A 15,183-nucleotide genomic window follows, 5' to 3' on the forward strand; every position below is an offset into this window, starting at 1 on the left:
CAACCATTCGCCCGAATGACTGTGGAGGTATTTTTAATCCGCCAATTCTTTGCCTTTCGTTTCCGTTCCCAGCACCAGAACCGCCAAGGCTCCGATGAGGATCGTGATGAAGAAAATCCAGAAAATCGCGCCGATCGATACTTGGCGGGCAACCAGCATCCCGACCAGATATGGCCCGATGATGCCTCCCACCCGGCCAAAGGAAGCGGCGAGCCCCACCCCAGTGGAACGAACCCGGGTAGAATACAGCTCGGGCGTATAGGCATACATGCCTCCCCATGCGCCAAGGTTGAAGAAGGACAAGCAAATGCCGGCGGCGATCAGCATGCCTTCGCTCGTGGCATTTCCGAACCAGGCGGCGCTTGCCGCCGTTAACAGCAAATACAGGACTAACACGAATTTCCGGCCGAACTTCTCGATGAAATAAGCGGCCGTAAAATATCCAGGCAATTGGGCAAGGGTCATGATCAGCACGTATTCAAAGCTCTTCACCAAGCTGAAGCCTTTCATGACCATCACGTTCGGCAGCCATAAAAACATGCCGTAATAAGAAAACACCACGGTGAACCATAAGATCCACAGCATAATCGTAGGCCGTCTGTTCGGACCCGTCCAAACCGACATAAACCGTTCGCGGGCCGTAAGCTTTCGTTCCCTGGATTTGCCCGCTTGTTCAATGAATCTTGGCGGATCCTGAATCGACTTGCGCAAGTACAATGCATACAAGGCGGGAATTGCCCCAATCAGGAAGGCGGCTTGCCAGCCATAGGAAGGAATAACAAAATAGGCGATCAGCGCGGCGGCGATCCAACCGGCAGCCCAGAAGCTTTCCAGGAGCACCACCATCCTGCCCCGATCCTTGGCGGCTACCGATTCGGACACGAGCGTTGACGCGACAGGCAGCTCTCCGCCCAAGCCGAAGCCGGCGATAAAGCGCAGCACGCACAATACGGCAAAGCCCGTAGCCGCCGCGGACAGCCCGCTTGCCAGCGAAAAGATCAGGAGCGTCCAAAGCAGCACCGCTTTTCGCCCGTATTTGTCGGCCATGATTCCCGCGATGGCGGCACCGAACGCCATGCCGATCGAGTTGATGCTTGTAAACAAACCGGTTTGCTGCGGTGTCAGGCTCCATTCCGCAGCCAACGCGGCGGCAATAAACGAAATGATCCCGACGTCCATCGCGTCGAACATCCAGCTGAGGCCTGCGCTCACAAGCAGCTTCCGCTGCTTGGGGGCGGCGGCCGGTGCCGCTTCCGTATGATTCATATGATTTCCCCCACTCTTCCTTATCGTGCTTTTCTATATATTGCACTTCTAGCGTTTGATTGAATCGCCATTTTATGCGGTCATCCCGCTGTCCTTATGAGTCATCTTACGTTGTCTTACATAAAACACCACGATGAGCGCAAGCAGAAATCCCGCATATGACAGAATCAGCATCCGCAAATCCATATCCGGAAAAACGATCGACGCGCTAAGAATGCCGAACAGCCATATGCTCGACAGATTTCCGACGATGTTGGACCAGGCGTAGGAGGATGTTTTTAAATTCGAGACGGCCGCCATAAAGGAAATGAGGTTATTCGGCATGATCGGAAGGGTCCGCAAAAAAATAACGGCCCATACCCCGTACCGGTCCAAGCTCCGCTGCCAACGTTCGTATTTCTGCAGCTTGGAGAGCCATTTGCGGTTAAACCAATCGGTAAATAAAAATTTACAAAGCAAATATACGGCCATACCGGCCAACGAACCGCAAATCCAGCTTGCGGCGAGACCGTTCATGACCCCGAGCACGGATATGTTCAGCATGACGATTGTCGCAAACGGAAACACGCCGAATATGCCCTGGATGAGCGCCATGGGAATCGTGATCAGCAAAATTCCAAAACCTTCAATCTGGGTCACGTCGAGTAGCCAGCCGGTGAACTGTTCTATCCATTCATTCAATGAAGTTCTGCTCCATTCTCTTCATCCTGTTCGACTCTTCGCCCCAGAATGATCAAATCTCGTTCCACGCCGTCCAGGTTTGCTACTCGGGGTAACAAAGCCCAATCCTCGAACCCGAATTTGTGCAGCAAGGCCAGACTAGGTTCGTTATGGCCGAAAACAAAGCCCAGCAGCGTTTTCACCCCGATTTGCGGACAGGCTTCAATCGCTTTCTTCAGTAAAATGCTCCCGATGCCTTTACCGCGAAAAGCGCCTGATATATAAATACTGATTTCCGCAGTCGCCAAGTAAGCGGGTCTTCCGTAAAATGATTGGAAACTGATCCAAGCGACTACGCGTCCTTCCGATCTCATCACCCATAGCGGACGAAAATCCGGGGAATGCTCTTCAAACCAGCGCATCCGGCTTTCTACGGTGACCGGCTCCAAATCGGCCGTCACCATTCTCCCGGCGATCGTTTCATTGTAAATGGCGACAATTTCAGGCAAATCGGCCAGGTGTGCGTCTTCGATAGTATAATTGTTAAACTCGGATTTGCACATAATGTTCCACCGTTGGAAAAGGATCGTAAAAATGATGCAGTAGCGCTTTCCATTCTTCATATTGAGGGGATTGTCTGAAGCCCACCTCATGATCGTTAATGGAATCCCACTTGACGAGCAGCAGGTATTTATCCGCGGTTTCCACGCATTTATGAAGCTCATGGCTTATGTATCCGCGCATCTGCGAAATAATGGCGGACGCTTTTCGGAAATTGCTTTCAAAATCATTGATGGTGCCGGGTTTTACCCGCAGTTCAGCCACCTCGAGTATCATCCTATCGTCCCCTTTCGATACCTGATTATAGCACGGACCGGATGCATAATAAATTCATATCCGCATTTTGGTTTAACCGCCATGCATACGAGGTAATGATCAGGGAACCCTAGACCTACTTGACACAGAGCTGATAGGGAGGTGAAATCATGGATAAAATATTGGTAAAGCTGCTCGGAAACGGTGTCATCATCGTCGCGATGATGTTGATGTTAAGCAATGCCAGTTTTATCGGTTCACTGCTGACCGCCATCGTTTTGTCGGCGTTAGCTTACATGCTCGGCGATCTGTTTATTTTACCCCGGACAAGCAATATGGTAGCAACCCTTGCGGATTTTGGACTTGCGTTCCTTCTCCTGTGGGCCATTGCCGCCAACGCGGCCTGGACGCTCTCCATCGGTGAAATTTTGTCCATTTCTTTGGTACTGGGCATTTTCGAATATGCCTTCCATACTTGGCTGCTCAAAGACGGTATTCGCCGCGACGAAAATGTTAGGGTAAGATAAAGTTTTGAAAAAGCCTGTTGGTGACCGGCATGACGCCGATCCACCAACAGGCTTTTGAATGTCTGCAATTAGGAGCCTAGCCCAGCACGACGCGGTCGTCGGACAGTTTGTGACCGCTGATCCGCTCAAACTCGCCGATCAAGCGCTCCATCGTCAAATCGCGTTTCATTTCCTCGTTCACGTCGAGTATGATGCGCCCAGCATCCATCATAATGAGCCGGTTGCCGAGACGGATCGCCTGCTCCATATTATGGGTTACCATGAGGGTAGTCAGCTTTAGTTCGCTGACGATGGATTGCGTAAGACGGGTTACCAGTTCCGCGCGCGCAGGATCTAGCGCTGCCGTATGCTCGTCGAGCAGCAGAATTTGCGGTTCCGTAAAGGTGGCCATCAACAGGCTGAGCGCCTGGCGTTCCCCGCCGGACAGTGTACCGACTTTGGCGCGAAGCCGTCCTTCCAAACCGATGCCGAGCCGGCTTAATTGCTCCCTGAACAGGCTCCGGCGTTTCGCGTTCACCCCGAAACCGAGTCCGCGGCGTTTCCCGCGGGCGTACGCCATCGCGAGATTCTCCTCGATCGTCATATGCGGAGCGGTCCCCGCCATCGGATCCTGGAACACGCGTCCGATCCAGCGGCTCCGCTTATATTCCGGCAAATGGCTGATCTCATGACCGTCGATGCGGATTTCACCCGAATCCGGTTTTAATACGCCGGAAATCATGTTCATCAGCGTCGACTTTCCGGCCCCGTTGCTGCCGATGACGGTGACAAAGTCACCCGGTTTAAGATGCAGATTGACATCGATCAGAGCGATCTTTTCGTCGGGAGAGCCGGCATGAAACAGTTTAGACACATGGCTAAGCTGCAGCATCAGAAACCACCCCCAACTTGTTTCTGTTCAGGCAGGCCGTTGATTTCCGCAGATCGCCGTTTCGCCACGTTCTGCTGTTTCCAGGATCTCTGGATCGACGGCAGCACCAGTGCGAAAACGACGATGACCGCCGTGATCAGTTTCAGGTCCGTCGGATCCAGCCATTCGATGCGCAGCGCCAAAGCGACGACAACGCGGTAAACGATCGAGCCGAGTACGGCGGCCAGTGTCGCAAAAAACACCGTTCTCGCCCCGAAGATCGCTTCGCCGATGATGACGGAAGCCAGTCCGATGACGATCATCCCGATACCGGACGAAATGTCGGCAAACGCGGTTTGCTGGGCAATCAACGCTCCGGAAAGAGCCACGAGGCCGTTGGACAAGCTTAGCCCGAGAATAACCGTATTATCCGTATGGGTACCGAAGCTTCGGATCATTCGCTGATTGTCGCCGGTGGCGCGGAGCGCCAGTCCAAGTTCCGTATGAAGAAACCAGTCGAGCAGCAGCTTCACGATCACGATGAAAAACGGCATCAGGACCAATGGAGCGATGTTTTCGAACACGGTGCTTTCACCCAGCAAACTCACGTTGGGCTTGCCCATAATCCGCATATTAATGGAATGAAGAGCGATCATCATCAAGATCCCGGACAAAAGTCCGTTAATTTTTCCTTTGGTATGAAGCAGTCCGGTGATTGCGCCGGCAACCATCCCTCCACACAGCGCGGCCAGCGTAGCTATCCAGGGGGAGGCTCCCCCCGATATCATAATCGCGGCTATGGCGCCGCCGGTCGTGAAACTTCCGTCAACCGTCAGATCCGGAAAGTCCAAAATTCGGAACGTAATATAAACGCCCAGCGCCATCAGCGCATAGATCAATCCCGATTCAAGCGCTCCAAGCAATGAGTTCGCCATGATGTTTTCCTCCTAATGTGAGGCCGTGCCCCTATTCGATCAGATTGGTCTCCTTGTCTTGGATCTGATCCTTCATCGCATCGGTCACTTCAATGCCTTGCTCGGCGGCAGCCTTGACGTTAAGAATCAGATCCAGCTTCTCGGGCTTCGTCACGGGCAGATCACCGACGTTCTTGCCGTTTTTCAGTACTTCAACCGCCATTTGTCCGGCTTGGTAACCATGATCAAAATATTTGAAGCCCACAGTGGCAAACGCCCCGCGTTCTACCGTATCCCGGTCGCTCGAGAAAAACGGAATATCGTTGTCGTTGGCGACTTGGATGACGGTATTGACCGCCTCGACCACCGTATTGTCAAGCGTGATGTAAATGGCGTCCACGCGACCCACCAAGGATTCGGCAGCCTGCTTCACCTCGGAGGTGTTGGTTACCGTGGCTTTAACCATTTTGATGCCGTGCTTCTCGAGCGCTTTTTCCGCCAAATCCGTCATAATGACCGCATTCGGTTCGCCTGTATTCAAAATAACGCCGACATTTTTGACGTCCGGAATGTTGCCGGCGATAAAGTCCATGATTCTCGTAATTGCTTCCGGGTTCGTATCGGAAGCGCCGGAAATGTTACCGCCCGGATGCTCCAGGTCTTTGACAAGCTTTGCGTCGATCGGATCCGTTACCGCCGCAAACAGAACGGGCGAATTTTTAACCTGTCCCGCCAGCGCGATCGCCGGAGGAGTAGCGATGCCTAAGACAAGGTCGTACTTTTCTCCCGCGATTTTTTGGGCGATCGACATATTGTTGGTCGAATCATTTTGCGCATTGTTGTAATCCACCGTCAAATTGTCGCCTTCAACCAGACCGGCGTCTTTCAATGCCGCCATGAAACCTTCGCGAGTCGCGTCCAAAGACGGATGCTCGACATATTGCGAGATTGCGATCTTGTAGGACTTTTGCTCGCTGTTCTCCGTTGCCCCGCCATTGGAAGCGTTCACGGCAGTTTCACCGCCGTTTCCTTTTTCCGTGTTGGAAGCCGCCGTATTTCCCCCGTTATTGCCGCAGCCGACCACGCCGATCAAGAGCGCCGTCATCGCCAAAAACATACCAAGCCTTTTTTTCATCTTCATCGTGAATCCCCTCTCTTTTTTGAACATAGATTCGCCCTTTGGTCATTTAGACCATGAAAGCACAATCCTATTACCGCTTTTATCGGTGAAAGTATTAAAGCAAGAAGGTGCAAAGTCATGGCCATCCTGCTTCCCGATGTATTATTCCTATATTAAATGGTGGTCAATTTCCCGTCAATCCATTTTGTAAAGTCCGAGCAAAAGAAATGGAGCCGCAAGACGGGCTCCAGGTTTTTTTGACTAAAATTTTCAAATTCGTAATTTGTATTATTTGTCAGATATTACTTTTCCGAGTCAATATATATGTGTTTTGCATGGATTCCTTGGGTTGTCAGTTCCAAAATGCCGAAAGAGCATTTAGGCGCTCTCCGTTTGTCGGTCGGCGAACCCGGGTTAAACAAAAGAATCCCGTTAACCCGTTCAAGCAGAGGCTGGTGGGAGTGACCGAACAAAATAACGTCCAACGGGTGGCCCTTGAAAGTGCGGAGTGCCTTTTCCCTTGCCACAGCCCGCCCTTCCGGCAAAAATCCGTGGGTCAAACCGATGCGAGTCCGGCCAGGCCCCAGGGTGAGCACCTTATGATATCCGAACCGGGCAACGATGTCCTCGGGATCATTGTTTCCGGCGACCCCTTCCACCGGTGCCAAGGCGGCAAGCTGCTTTAATACCTCCGAGGACGTCCAGTCCCCCAGATGAATAATCAAATCCGTCTCCCGAAAGGCTTCGACCAGCTTTCGCGGCAGCGATTTGGCTTTTCGCGGCATGTGCGTATCCGAAACAACTCCGATCCTCATTATTGATTATCACCTCACCGGGGAAGCAGCCATACGGATATAGGTGTGTCTGCGTCCGCGAATGGCGACCGATAACGCCATTATATTCTCGGGGACCGCCATCCCCGCAAAACCGGCGTCGCCGATGTGAAAGATATCGGCTCCCGCCCGCTTGGCGCTGAGCCCGATGGAACGGATCGTCTCTTCGTCCGCCCCCTCCTGGCTTGTGCCGATCGCCGTGAGCGCCAAAGCCCCTTTTGCTTTCACCTCGCCGATGATCGCGGCCAGTTCTTCTTCGAGAAGGCCCGGCACGGTCCCCGGAGCCGGAAACAAAACCACGTCCGCGCCCGCTTCGGCGAAAGAAACGGCAGCATCCCTATCGATGACCGTCCCGCGCGTGCCTGCTCCGTGCATTTTTCCGGCAATGATAAGCCCGCCGAATTCCTTTTTCGCCGTTGCGATGGTCCGCAAAATCTGCGGGTTGGTTACGCCGGTTTTCGGATTTCCCGTCAAACATACGAAATCGCATCCCAATTCCTTCGCTTTGGCCAGGCTTCGAGCCGTTGCTCTGCGCCCTTCCGGAAGCGCCTGCAAGGCTTCGACAGTTTCGGCCTGCTCATCGACCGGCTCCAGATTGATGCCGACCGGAAGCCCGGTCAGCGCTTTAAGCTCCGCGACGGGATTGGCCGTTCCATGTCCGGGATTCGGATGGAACATATCGAATGGAACGATGCCGTTCACTCGCGGATGAAATACGTCAAACACGTTCAACAGAATCATATCGGCACCGAAAGCCTTGGCCAGCTCGGCATTCGTGATTTCCGGCAGCAGCGGCTGCGATACGACGACCGTCTCCGCGATCAAAGTCCGGCCTTCCGCCGCCAGAATAGCCCCCTTCAGCTCCTCCCTGCCCATTTGCCGAAAATCCGAGGCACGGCAATCCAGCATTCTTTTCATAAGTCACCTCATTTTTTTAGATACACCCTTGCTTCGTAAGGACGCAGTTTTAAACGGTATAAATCTTCGCCTTTTTTCGGCTCGTAATTCGATATCAGAAGCTCCATGCCATCCGGATTCACTTCCTCCGGCAGTTCGAACACCGGTTCTTTGCCGAAAAAGTTCAGGATCACCAGCAGCTGCTCCTTATCCAAAGTCCGGGTATACGCATAAATTTCCTCATGATCCGGCAGCAGCAAATCGTATTTCCCGTACACGATCACTTTATGCTTTTTACGGAGCTCAATCATTTTTTTATAGTATTGATAGATGGAATCCGGATCCTTCACCGCACTGACCACATTGATTTCCATATAGTTGGAATTGACGTTAATCCACGGTGTTCCCGTCGTAAACCCGGCATTCTCGGTAGCATCCCACTGCATCGGCGTCCTGGCGTTGTCGCGGCTTTTTTTATGGATCGCCCGCATGATCTCCTCTTCGGGGACGCCTATTGACCGCTGCTCTTCATAGTAGTTCAGCGTTTCGACATCCCGATAGTCTTCGATCGAATCGAAGGCAATATTGGTCATGCCGATTTCCTCGCCCTGGTAGATGTATGGCGTCCCTTCGAGAGTCAGCAGGAAAGTGGCCAACATTTTGGCGGAGGGAACCCGGCAGAGCATATCGTCCCCAAACCTGGACACCGCGCGCGGCTGATCATGGTTGCACAAATAATTGGCGTTCCACCCGCGATTGTGCAGTACCGTCTGCCAGTTGCTCATTACTTTTTTCAGCTCGGTCAGCCTCCAAGGGACGGTATCCCATTTCCCGCTTCCCGCCGAAGCGGCATCCAGAAACATATGCTCAAACTGAAAGGTCATATTGAGTTCGCGCCTGCCGTCACCCACATAGTCCAGCGCTTCCTCCGGTCCCAAGCCCGACGTTTCGCCTACCGTCATGATATCGTAAAAATACAACACCTTATCATATAAATTTTGCAGCAGGGTGTGCACATCCTCCAGGTTAGAGAACATTTCGTAAGCCCGGACCGTCGTCGTCTGATGCGGATTGTCCGCGTCGGGAAGCCCTTCTTGCTTTACGATATGGGCGATGGCGTCAAACCGGAACCCGTCCACGCCTTTTTTAAGCCACCACTCGACCATCTCATGCAGCTTTTCGATGACCTCCGGATTTTCCCAGTTCAAATCGGGCTGGTATTTGGAATATAGATGAAGATAATATTCATCGGTCTGCGGATCATACTCCCATACCGAGCCGCTGAAATAAGACTCCCAGTTGTTCGGGGGACCTCCGTTTTTGCCTTTTCTCCATATGTAGTAGTCCCGTTTTGGATCGTCCTTGGAGCGCCTCGAATCCTGGAACCACGGATGCTCGTGCGAGGTATGGTTGAGCACCAAATCCATCATGAGCTTCATTCCCCGGAGATGGATTTCTTTCAGCATCAGGTCAAAGTCCTCCATCGTCCCGAATTCCTTCATAATGTCGCAATAATCGCTGATGTCGTATCCGTTGTCATGATTCGGGGATTTATAGATCGGGCAAACCCAAATGACATCGACCCCAAGGTCCTTCAAATAGTCCAGCTTGGAGATGATCCCTTGCAGATCACCGATGCCGTCCCCGTTCGAATCCATGAAACTGATCGGATAAATCTGATAAACGACACACTCTTTCCACCATTTTGGATTCATACGTCACGCCTCCTTGTTGTCCATATGTATAACATACCCGAATCGGTCCCGATGCTTTACGTAAATCGCGATCTCGGTATAGTATAATTAACTAAATATTAAAAATGGATAATGTTAGTATGTCCAAAATAAGAGCAAGGAGAGGGATCGAGTGATCAAATTTTTAAATGGGATCGGAATTGTGATCATTGCGGGAAGCTTGGTGTCGGGCGCGGTTATGGGCTTTTCGATGGGGGAATGGGGACAAGCTTTCTGGACCGTCGTTGCAGGGATTCTATTCGGAATCATTTATATCGCGCTTGCCGTTATTCTTGAACGGGTCGACGATAACCGTTACTATCTCGAGGAAGTGATGAACAGATTGCCTGAACCCGAAAGACCGGAAGCACCTCCTAAAGCACGGGTTTTCGCCCAATCGCAGAAAAGCGCCCTGGAGGCTTTGAAAGGGTATAAGATGAACGGCGAGGATTAGGATTTGGATCGGACTCGGTTCGATTCGCCGCCCGTCAAAAAATAAGGACATTTTTGGGCTCTATTTTGTCGAAAAAAGCTCATTCGCAAAAAATAAGAACCATTTTGGGCGCTATTTCCGCTTTTCACCCCATTTTATCCCCTTTTAGCCTGTAAAGCGAAAAATAAGGACTTAAAAGGTCTCTATTTTGCTCTGCATGCCCGAATTGTGTGAAAATAGCGACCTTTTTTGTCCTTATTTTATGAAGTCAAGAGGTATTACTCATACCTCTCCACCAATTGCACGTATTTCCTATGCACCGTATCCAGCTCATTCCGGATTCCCCGTTCGGCGCTGCTTAGTTCGGAGACGATCCGGCTTACTTCACGATGCTTCGCCAGCACTTGATCCAATGCGTCATTGATGCGTCCCTGCACCAGCCAGTCGGCGAGAAATCCGTCAAAAAAGAAATCCGAAAATCGCAGCAATCCGCCAACCTCCAGCTTCGAAGCATCCAGACTGCCTCCGACATCCCGAAGCTCTTGCTCAAACCGGCGTAAATTCGTTTGCGCCGCGTAAATCCGATTCATCGCCTCATCGAGGCGATTGTGCTTGATATGCGTGGAAATCATGCCTCCGCCCAGCATATCGTAAGTCCCCCAATTCCGGGCGGATTGGAGCTCTTCTTCAGCCCGGCTCAAGTCATCCTGAACCGAGCGTCCCGCTCGGATCGCTTCGTTCAGTTCCTTTGCCTCCACGCCAAGATCGGCTTGGCGCTCGGCCAGCTCTCGAAGCTCGGTATTTTCGTCGAGAATCTGCTGTTCCTTTTCCCGGAAAACCCGGTCGTAGTCATTCTTCCAGCCCGCGATTTCAAGGAGCTGCCGGTCGATGAGCGCGATCTGAAGCTGCGTATCCCGGACCGCACGGTCGGCTTCTTCGTATTTCAGACGCGCCGCAACCGCTTCCCTCTGCTCCTCGTCAAGCTTTCGCTCTTTTTTCCCCGCCAGCGTATACAGAAAATTGGAAATGGAAACTCCGGTCAGCCGTTCTACGTCCTTCTCTTCCTCTTCAAGCCTGTGATTCGCCGTTTGAAGGGCTTGTTCCAACCGGACTAACTCCTCTTTTAAATGGTTACGGCGTTTTTCCCATTTCTCCTGCTGACGCCCTTTTTCTTTGAGTTCCGTTAACCTTTCGTTCAGGTGCTCGAACAACGCGATCTCCCCCTCTTTGGAATCAACCTTGTAATCCGGCTAATTCTCTTCCTGTCCTGCGAATGACCATAAAAATCATCATGAATGCGATCCATGAAATTCCGCCGGCCAAGAGTACTACTTCATTCAATCGTTCGAAATTAAATATATACGGAAAAAATAGCATATAAAGCGCCGAACTGCCGAAATATAACCACCAGCGGAACCGGATCGCGGCTGCCAGACCGCCTTTTCCACGAATGGCCGCCAGCTTGAAGGCCCCGTTGCAAATGCTGTACAGCAGTGCCCAATTCAAAAATGTCTCGGCCAGTTGAAAGATCAAACCGACATGGAGGGACTCGCCCGGATAGCTAAAATTGAGTATAAATCTCTGAAACGCGCTTGGGATCGAAATGACCGTGAGTACTCCCGAAATCCAAGCCCCCATAGTAAAACTTTTCTCCAGTCTTCGTAATTCCAAAAGTGCAGACATCATGATCAGGTAACCGATCGGATCAGGAAGCAGATCAAAGGTGTTGCCAATATTGAATATGACGAAAATCATGCCAAGGCCGACACGGTAAAACAACTTTTTCATTGTCCCGCCCTCCTGATCTGCACGTATTCGGCAACCTGCCTATTCGTAAGGCTTGGGGTGTATGAAATATGTGCCGGATAGCGATACGTATTTCCTTCCTCGTCCTTCATCTCCATTCGGAACATGAGATGGTATACATCGGTTTGATCCGCAACCGTCGTATGGTCCGCAACATTCATCCGATAAGCCAAAGTCACGAACTCGTCAGCTTCAAGCTTTACGGGATACGGAATCGCTTCGATCGGCGCTCCGGTATAGGCGGCCTCGCTTCCGACCTGGATTTCCTCAAGGGAAACTGTATTCTGGTCCAGCATTCTGACCTGTTTTGCATCAAAAATAAACCTCCAATGATCCGCCAGCTGCGGCATAAAACCGGAGACAATCCCCGTAAGCTCGGCATCTTTCAGCATTTTTAACCGGTCATACCCCGTTCCCTCGGACGAAGCGCCGGATGAAGAGTAACGCGCTACATCCTCTGCTTCAGAGCCGGGGGCATAGACTCGGATCTCGCCAATGTCCATTATTTTTGAAGTGCCGTCATCAAAAAAAGTCTCGACCTGCCGGATAATCATCGGTTCACCATCCGTCAATCCGGGCTTTCCGCTCATATCGGCATTTGAGATGGATACACGCATCAAACCCTCGACTTGATGAGTATAATTTTCATAGGACGTCCATGGCTGAATTTTCGCTTCCGGCAACTCGGGGATCCGAATCGTTTGAATATGGTTCTCGGCTGATTTATTTTCAAGATAGGCCAGTTCAAACGAAGCTCCCTCCCCATATTCGATTTCAATATAATGCTTGAAAAAGACCGGCTCAGGCAACTGAGAGCGATTATATATCCATAAGTTACCCGCCCAGCTTCCTGCGGACAGAACCAGGACCGCGATCACGACGATCCGGATTATTGCAGCGTTTTTGACCATGGAAAAGCTCCCTGTTCTTCCGCCTGCCGAACGATCCGCTCGCACAACCGGTGGCTTTCAAGCGCATCCCTCAGCGAAATAGCCGGCTGCTTATTTTCCCGGACGCAAGTCAGGAAATGGTCGATGATTTGCACGAATCCCCGGCGGTACAGCACGGGATCCCAATCCTTGAAACCGATCCGGCTCTCCTTGCCCCCGGAATAATGAACCGTCGAATTCAACCCTTCCACGACCCATTTGTTCCCCGGATTCATCACCTCGAGAATTTCGTCATTAGCGCCTGAATCCCGGTTCATCGTACCTGTGCCTACGAACCCGTCTCTCTCCAACTGCAGCTGGACATGCACCAGCTTGCCTTCCTTGGCGAATACGGAAATTCGCTCAGGCGCTGTCGGTTCGCCCGGCGTCAAGTAACGAATCGTATCCGCAACATGGATGAAATCGTCATAGATGAACCGGCGGGCAAAGTCCGGCGAATGAAGGCGGTTTTTTTGCAGCAAAACGATTCGGCGGTCTTTCTCCTCCTTCAATGCGGCCACCATCGGCGCAAACCGGCGGTTAAAGCCAACCATCAGCATCACGCCCAGCTCTTCGGCCAACGCCGCCACACGCTCCGACTCCTCCAGATGGTAGGAAATCGGTTTATCCACGTACACATGGATTCCATTCCGCATCAGCTGCTCCGCAATTCCCGCATGCGACTCCGTCGCCGAATGGATAAAAGCCGCGTCGATCCTCGCCGCAATCAACTCCTCCACCGTATGTACCGCTTCCGCTACCCGGTATTTGGCCGCGAGCCGCCCCAGCGTCTCCCGGTTCCGGGTACAAAACACCAGCTGAACATCCTCTCTAGCCGCAATGACCGGAAGGTACGCTTTTTGTGCGATATCTCCAAGCCCGATAATTCCAACCCGCATCGTTCAACCTCCTGGAAATTCTGATTAGTTCCATTTTGGCATAAGGAGGGAGGGGTGTAAACTTTGGGGAGGTGTTAAGAGAAGATTTGTTACAAAATTCACGGTCTATTACCGATATATATATAAGATAGGTTAAAACTAATCTATCAACCTCAATGATTTCTTTTAAAGGAGGTGAGCAAAATGCATATTTCATTTTCGACACCGGCTTCAACGCATTTTTCAATACCCGGAATCAAGGTCTCTGGCCTTGAACAAAAACCAAACAAGCAAGATTCAAAGCAAGACTCCGGGCAAGATTACATATCGATCAGTTATAAAGCTCGAAACTTGCAAGGTGATCATGGCCGTTCCAAGGTCAATCAAATCGTTGAATCTTTGATGAAGCAGAAGGAAAACCTGCAGGAAAGCAAAAAGAACTTAATCGACAGAACTTTGGAAAACGGCGGGCAGCTGAATTTGATCAAGGATCAGCTCAGCGATTTGGATGAGCAAATCCGAAACATTGACGAGCAAATTAGTCAACAACTCCTGGACGAGCGTAAAAAGGCGCTGGGCCTGGACGATGAAGATCCGAAAAATGAAAAGGCCGATGCAAACAAACCTAAAACAGAGCAGGAAGCTGAAGCGGAAAAATTGCAAAATGTAGTCTCTTTGGTAGGAAATATGGATCAAGTGAAGACGATGTCTTCTTTAAAACGTAATCTGCAAGGGCAAGCACGTATTTTACAAATGGAAATTTCACTTGACGAGCAGCGTTCTTCTTCCCCGTCATCCTTGAAGCGTGAACAACTGGACAAATTAAAAAAAGGAATCTCCGAGCTTGAGCGCCGAATTGGCGAAACGACATCGGGGATTATGGACAAACTGAAGGAAGATTCGAAGGAATCCGGTCAACAAGAGGTTTCCGAACCTTCAGTGACCGATTCAGAGCGAATTCGATCTGCTTATAGCCTGACTCAACAAACTGCAAATCAAAAAGAGGACGAACAACAGTTCGATTTCATCGCATAAAAAAAGGGGTAGTCCTTAAATAAAATGTACCCTATAGAATAGACACTTAAAAAAAGTGCTCTTTCTATAGGGTGTTTTTTGTATAATTTAAAGAATAACATAGAGAAATACGTGGAGACGGAGAATTATGAGTAAAAAATTATTTACAGAGAAAGATATCACAACACTATCTAAGAACCGATATGTTAAAACAGTCAGTTCAAAGGGCATCACATACACTGATGAATTTAAACAACACTTTGTTACTGAATATAGGGGTCCCGCCAACATTTTATCGAAAATATACGCTAAGCCTTCGGATGTTTCCGGCTTCGCTTTTTTTCTTACTCTAAGTTCAATAGTCCGGGCGGCATAGCCCGGACCACCGGTTATTCAACTTCCAGTTCTTTCAGCGGTGGATTGGCCATCTTCAAATAAAAGGTTGGCGCTACGGCGCTGACCCTTTTCTTTTTAAGGAGTAAAAAGATCAAACTGGACTCTTTGGCT

General features: G+C 50.8%; 17 protein-coding genes. 3 read left to right on the forward strand and 14 right to left on the reverse strand.

What is annotated here, in order from left to right; translation table 11 throughout:
- Nucleotides 1-33 precede the first annotated feature (33 nt).
- The 4 genes from ACSFXJ_RS14405 to ACSFXJ_RS14420 form a co-directional block, all read right to left on the reverse strand.
- The gene (locus tag ACSFXJ_RS14405; protein WP_435921037.1) at nt 34-1,266 is read right to left on the reverse strand and encodes an MFS transporter; all 1,233 of its coding nucleotides are present in this window, start codon (nt 1,264-1,266) and stop codon (nt 34-36) included.
- Nucleotides 1,267-1,338: 72 nt separating this feature from the next.
- Complete coding sequence (locus ACSFXJ_RS14410) at nt 1,339-1,947, reverse strand: TVP38/TMEM64 family protein (RefSeq protein ID WP_435921038.1); 609 nt, start codon at nt 1,945-1,947, stop codon at nt 1,339-1,341.
- Nucleotides 1,944-2,489, reverse strand: a complete 546-nt coding sequence (locus ACSFXJ_RS14415) for an N-acetyltransferase family protein (RefSeq protein ID WP_435921039.1) — start codon at nt 2,487-2,489, stop codon at nt 1,944-1,946. The genes ACSFXJ_RS14410 and ACSFXJ_RS14415 overlap by 4 nt, the downstream gene beginning before the upstream one ends.
- Nucleotides 2,470-2,763 carry an antibiotic biosynthesis monooxygenase family protein gene (locus tag ACSFXJ_RS14420; protein ID WP_435921040.1) on the reverse strand — a complete coding sequence of 98 codons (294 nt, stop codon included), beginning with the start codon at nt 2,761-2,763 and terminating at the stop codon, nt 2,470-2,472. The genes ACSFXJ_RS14415 and ACSFXJ_RS14420 overlap by 20 nt, the downstream gene beginning before the upstream one ends.
- 149 nt (nt 2,764-2,912) lie before the next feature.
- On the opposite strand from ACSFXJ_RS14420, the gene ACSFXJ_RS14425 reads away from it, so the two are divergent.
- A complete protein-coding gene (locus ACSFXJ_RS14425) occupies nt 2,913-3,269 on the forward strand; it encodes a DUF2512 family protein (RefSeq protein ID WP_435921041.1) in 357 nt (118 codons plus the stop codon).
- Between the two features lie 76 nt (nt 3,270-3,345).
- Here the strand turns inward: ACSFXJ_RS14425 and ACSFXJ_RS14430 are convergent, their stop codons facing one another.
- From ACSFXJ_RS14430 to ACSFXJ_RS14455, 6 genes are all read right to left on the reverse strand, one after another.
- On the reverse strand, nt 3,346-4,140 hold the full coding sequence (locus tag ACSFXJ_RS14430; protein WP_435921042.1) for an ABC transporter ATP-binding protein: 795 nt from the start codon (nt 4,138-4,140) through the stop codon (nt 3,346-3,348).
- Nucleotides 4,140-5,054: an ABC transporter permease gene (locus ACSFXJ_RS14435; RefSeq protein ID WP_435921043.1), complete on the reverse strand. Its 915-nt coding sequence runs from the start codon at nt 5,052-5,054 to the stop codon at nt 4,140-4,142. Before ACSFXJ_RS14435 ends, ACSFXJ_RS14430 begins: the two co-directional genes overlap by 1 nt.
- Nucleotides 5,055-5,085: 31 nt before the next feature.
- Entirely contained in the window at nt 5,086-6,168 is a 1,083-nt protein-coding gene (locus ACSFXJ_RS14440) for an ABC transporter substrate-binding protein (RefSeq protein WP_435925771.1), read from the reverse strand.
- A gap of 287 nt (nt 6,169-6,455) precedes the next feature.
- The gene (locus ACSFXJ_RS14445) at nt 6,456-6,968 is read right to left on the reverse strand and encodes a metallophosphoesterase family protein (protein ID WP_435921044.1); all 513 of its coding nucleotides are present in this window, start codon (nt 6,966-6,968) and stop codon (nt 6,456-6,458) included.
- A 9-nt stretch (nt 6,969-6,977) separates the two neighbouring features.
- Entirely contained in the window at nt 6,978-7,904 is a 927-nt protein-coding gene (locus tag ACSFXJ_RS14450; protein WP_435921045.1) for a DUF7916 family protein, read from the reverse strand.
- 8 nt (nt 7,905-7,912) lie between these two features.
- The gene (locus ACSFXJ_RS14455) at nt 7,913-9,598 is read right to left on the reverse strand and encodes a glycoside hydrolase family 13 protein (RefSeq protein ID WP_435921046.1); all 1,686 of its coding nucleotides are present in this window, start codon (nt 9,596-9,598) and stop codon (nt 7,913-7,915) included.
- Nucleotides 9,599-9,749: 151 nt separating this feature from the next.
- On the opposite strand from ACSFXJ_RS14455, the gene ACSFXJ_RS14460 reads away from it, so the two are divergent.
- The gene (locus ACSFXJ_RS14460; protein ID WP_435921047.1) at nt 9,750-10,070 is read left to right on the forward strand and encodes a hypothetical protein; all 321 of its coding nucleotides are present in this window, start codon (nt 9,750-9,752) and stop codon (nt 10,068-10,070) included.
- Between the two features lie 257 nt (nt 10,071-10,327).
- Here ACSFXJ_RS14460 and ACSFXJ_RS14465 read toward each other — a convergent pair whose 3' ends face one another.
- Genes ACSFXJ_RS14465 through ACSFXJ_RS14480 form a run of 4 tightly spaced genes read right to left on the reverse strand, consistent with a single transcriptional unit; the run spans nt 10,328 to nt 13,683 of the window.
- Entirely contained in the window at nt 10,328-11,260 is a 933-nt protein-coding gene (locus ACSFXJ_RS14465) for a hypothetical protein (RefSeq protein WP_435921048.1), read from the reverse strand.
- Nucleotides 11,261-11,282: 22 nt separating this feature from the next.
- Nucleotides 11,283-11,837, reverse strand: a complete 555-nt coding sequence (locus tag ACSFXJ_RS14470; RefSeq protein ID WP_435921049.1) for a hypothetical protein — start codon at nt 11,835-11,837, stop codon at nt 11,283-11,285.
- Complete coding sequence (locus tag ACSFXJ_RS14475; protein WP_435921050.1) at nt 11,834-12,766, reverse strand: hypothetical protein; 933 nt, start codon at nt 12,764-12,766, stop codon at nt 11,834-11,836. Before ACSFXJ_RS14475 ends, ACSFXJ_RS14470 begins: the two co-directional genes overlap by 4 nt.
- The gene (locus ACSFXJ_RS14480) at nt 12,745-13,683 is read right to left on the reverse strand and encodes a Gfo/Idh/MocA family protein (RefSeq protein WP_435921051.1); all 939 of its coding nucleotides are present in this window, start codon (nt 13,681-13,683) and stop codon (nt 12,745-12,747) included. Before ACSFXJ_RS14480 ends, ACSFXJ_RS14475 begins: the two co-directional genes overlap by 22 nt.
- A gap of 183 nt (nt 13,684-13,866) precedes the next feature.
- On the opposite strand from ACSFXJ_RS14480, the gene ACSFXJ_RS14485 reads away from it, so the two are divergent.
- Nucleotides 13,867-14,697 carry a hypothetical protein gene (locus tag ACSFXJ_RS14485; RefSeq protein WP_435921052.1) on the forward strand — a complete coding sequence of 277 codons (831 nt, stop codon included), beginning with the start codon at nt 13,867-13,869 and terminating at the stop codon, nt 14,695-14,697.
- The last annotated feature ends 486 nt before the right edge of the window (nt 14,698-15,183 follow it).

This window comes from Paenibacillus salivarius (genome assembly GCF_051307165.1).
Classification (GTDB): Bacteria; Bacillota; Bacilli; order Paenibacillales; family Paenibacillaceae; genus Fontibacillus.

What these genes read in the sequence shown, in the direction of transcription:
- ACSFXJ_RS14405 (WP_435921037.1), bottom strand. Translation starts at nt 1,266, where the DNA reads ATGAATCATACGGAAGCGGCACCGGCCGCCGCCCCCAAGCAGCGGAAG.
- ACSFXJ_RS14415 (WP_435921039.1), bottom strand. Translation starts at nt 2,489, where the DNA reads ATGTGCAAATCCGAGTTTAACAATTATACTATCGAAGACGCACACCTG.
- ACSFXJ_RS14420 (WP_435921040.1), bottom strand. Translation starts at nt 2,763, where the DNA reads ATGATACTCGAGGTGGCTGAACTGCGGGTAAAACCCGGCACCATCAAT.
- ACSFXJ_RS14425 (WP_435921041.1), top strand. Translation starts at nt 2,913, where the DNA reads ATGGATAAAATATTGGTAAAGCTGCTCGGAAACGGTGTCATCATCGTC.
- ACSFXJ_RS14430 (WP_435921042.1), bottom strand. Translation starts at nt 4,140, where the DNA reads ATGCTGCAGCTTAGCCATGTGTCTAAACTGTTTCATGCCGGCTCTCCC.
- ACSFXJ_RS14435 (WP_435921043.1), bottom strand. Translation starts at nt 5,054, where the DNA reads ATGGCGAACTCATTGCTTGGAGCGCTTGAATCGGGATTGATCTATGCG.
- ACSFXJ_RS14440 (WP_435925771.1), bottom strand. Translation starts at nt 6,168, where the DNA reads ATGAAAAAAAGGCTTGGTATGTTTTTGGCGATGACGGCGCTCTTGATC.
- ACSFXJ_RS14445 (WP_435921044.1), bottom strand. Translation starts at nt 6,968, where the DNA reads ATGAGGATCGGAGTTGTTTCGGATACGCACATGCCGCGAAAAGCCAAA.
- ACSFXJ_RS14450 (WP_435921045.1), bottom strand. Translation starts at nt 7,904, where the DNA reads ATGAAAAGAATGCTGGATTGCCGTGCCTCGGATTTTCGGCAAATGGGC.
- ACSFXJ_RS14455 (WP_435921046.1), bottom strand. Translation starts at nt 9,598, where the DNA reads ATGAATCCAAAATGGTGGAAAGAGTGTGTCGTTTATCAGATTTATCCG.
- ACSFXJ_RS14470 (WP_435921049.1), bottom strand. Translation starts at nt 11,837, where the DNA reads ATGAAAAAGTTGTTTTACCGTGTCGGCCTTGGCATGATTTTCGTCATA.
- ACSFXJ_RS14475 (WP_435921050.1), bottom strand. Translation starts at nt 12,766, where the DNA reads ATGGTCAAAAACGCTGCAATAATCCGGATCGTCGTGATCGCGGTCCTG.
- ACSFXJ_RS14480 (WP_435921051.1), bottom strand. Translation starts at nt 13,683, where the DNA reads ATGCGGGTTGGAATTATCGGGCTTGGAGATATCGCACAAAAAGCGTAC.
- ACSFXJ_RS14485 (WP_435921052.1), top strand. Translation starts at nt 13,867, where the DNA reads ATGCATATTTCATTTTCGACACCGGCTTCAACGCATTTTTCAATACCC.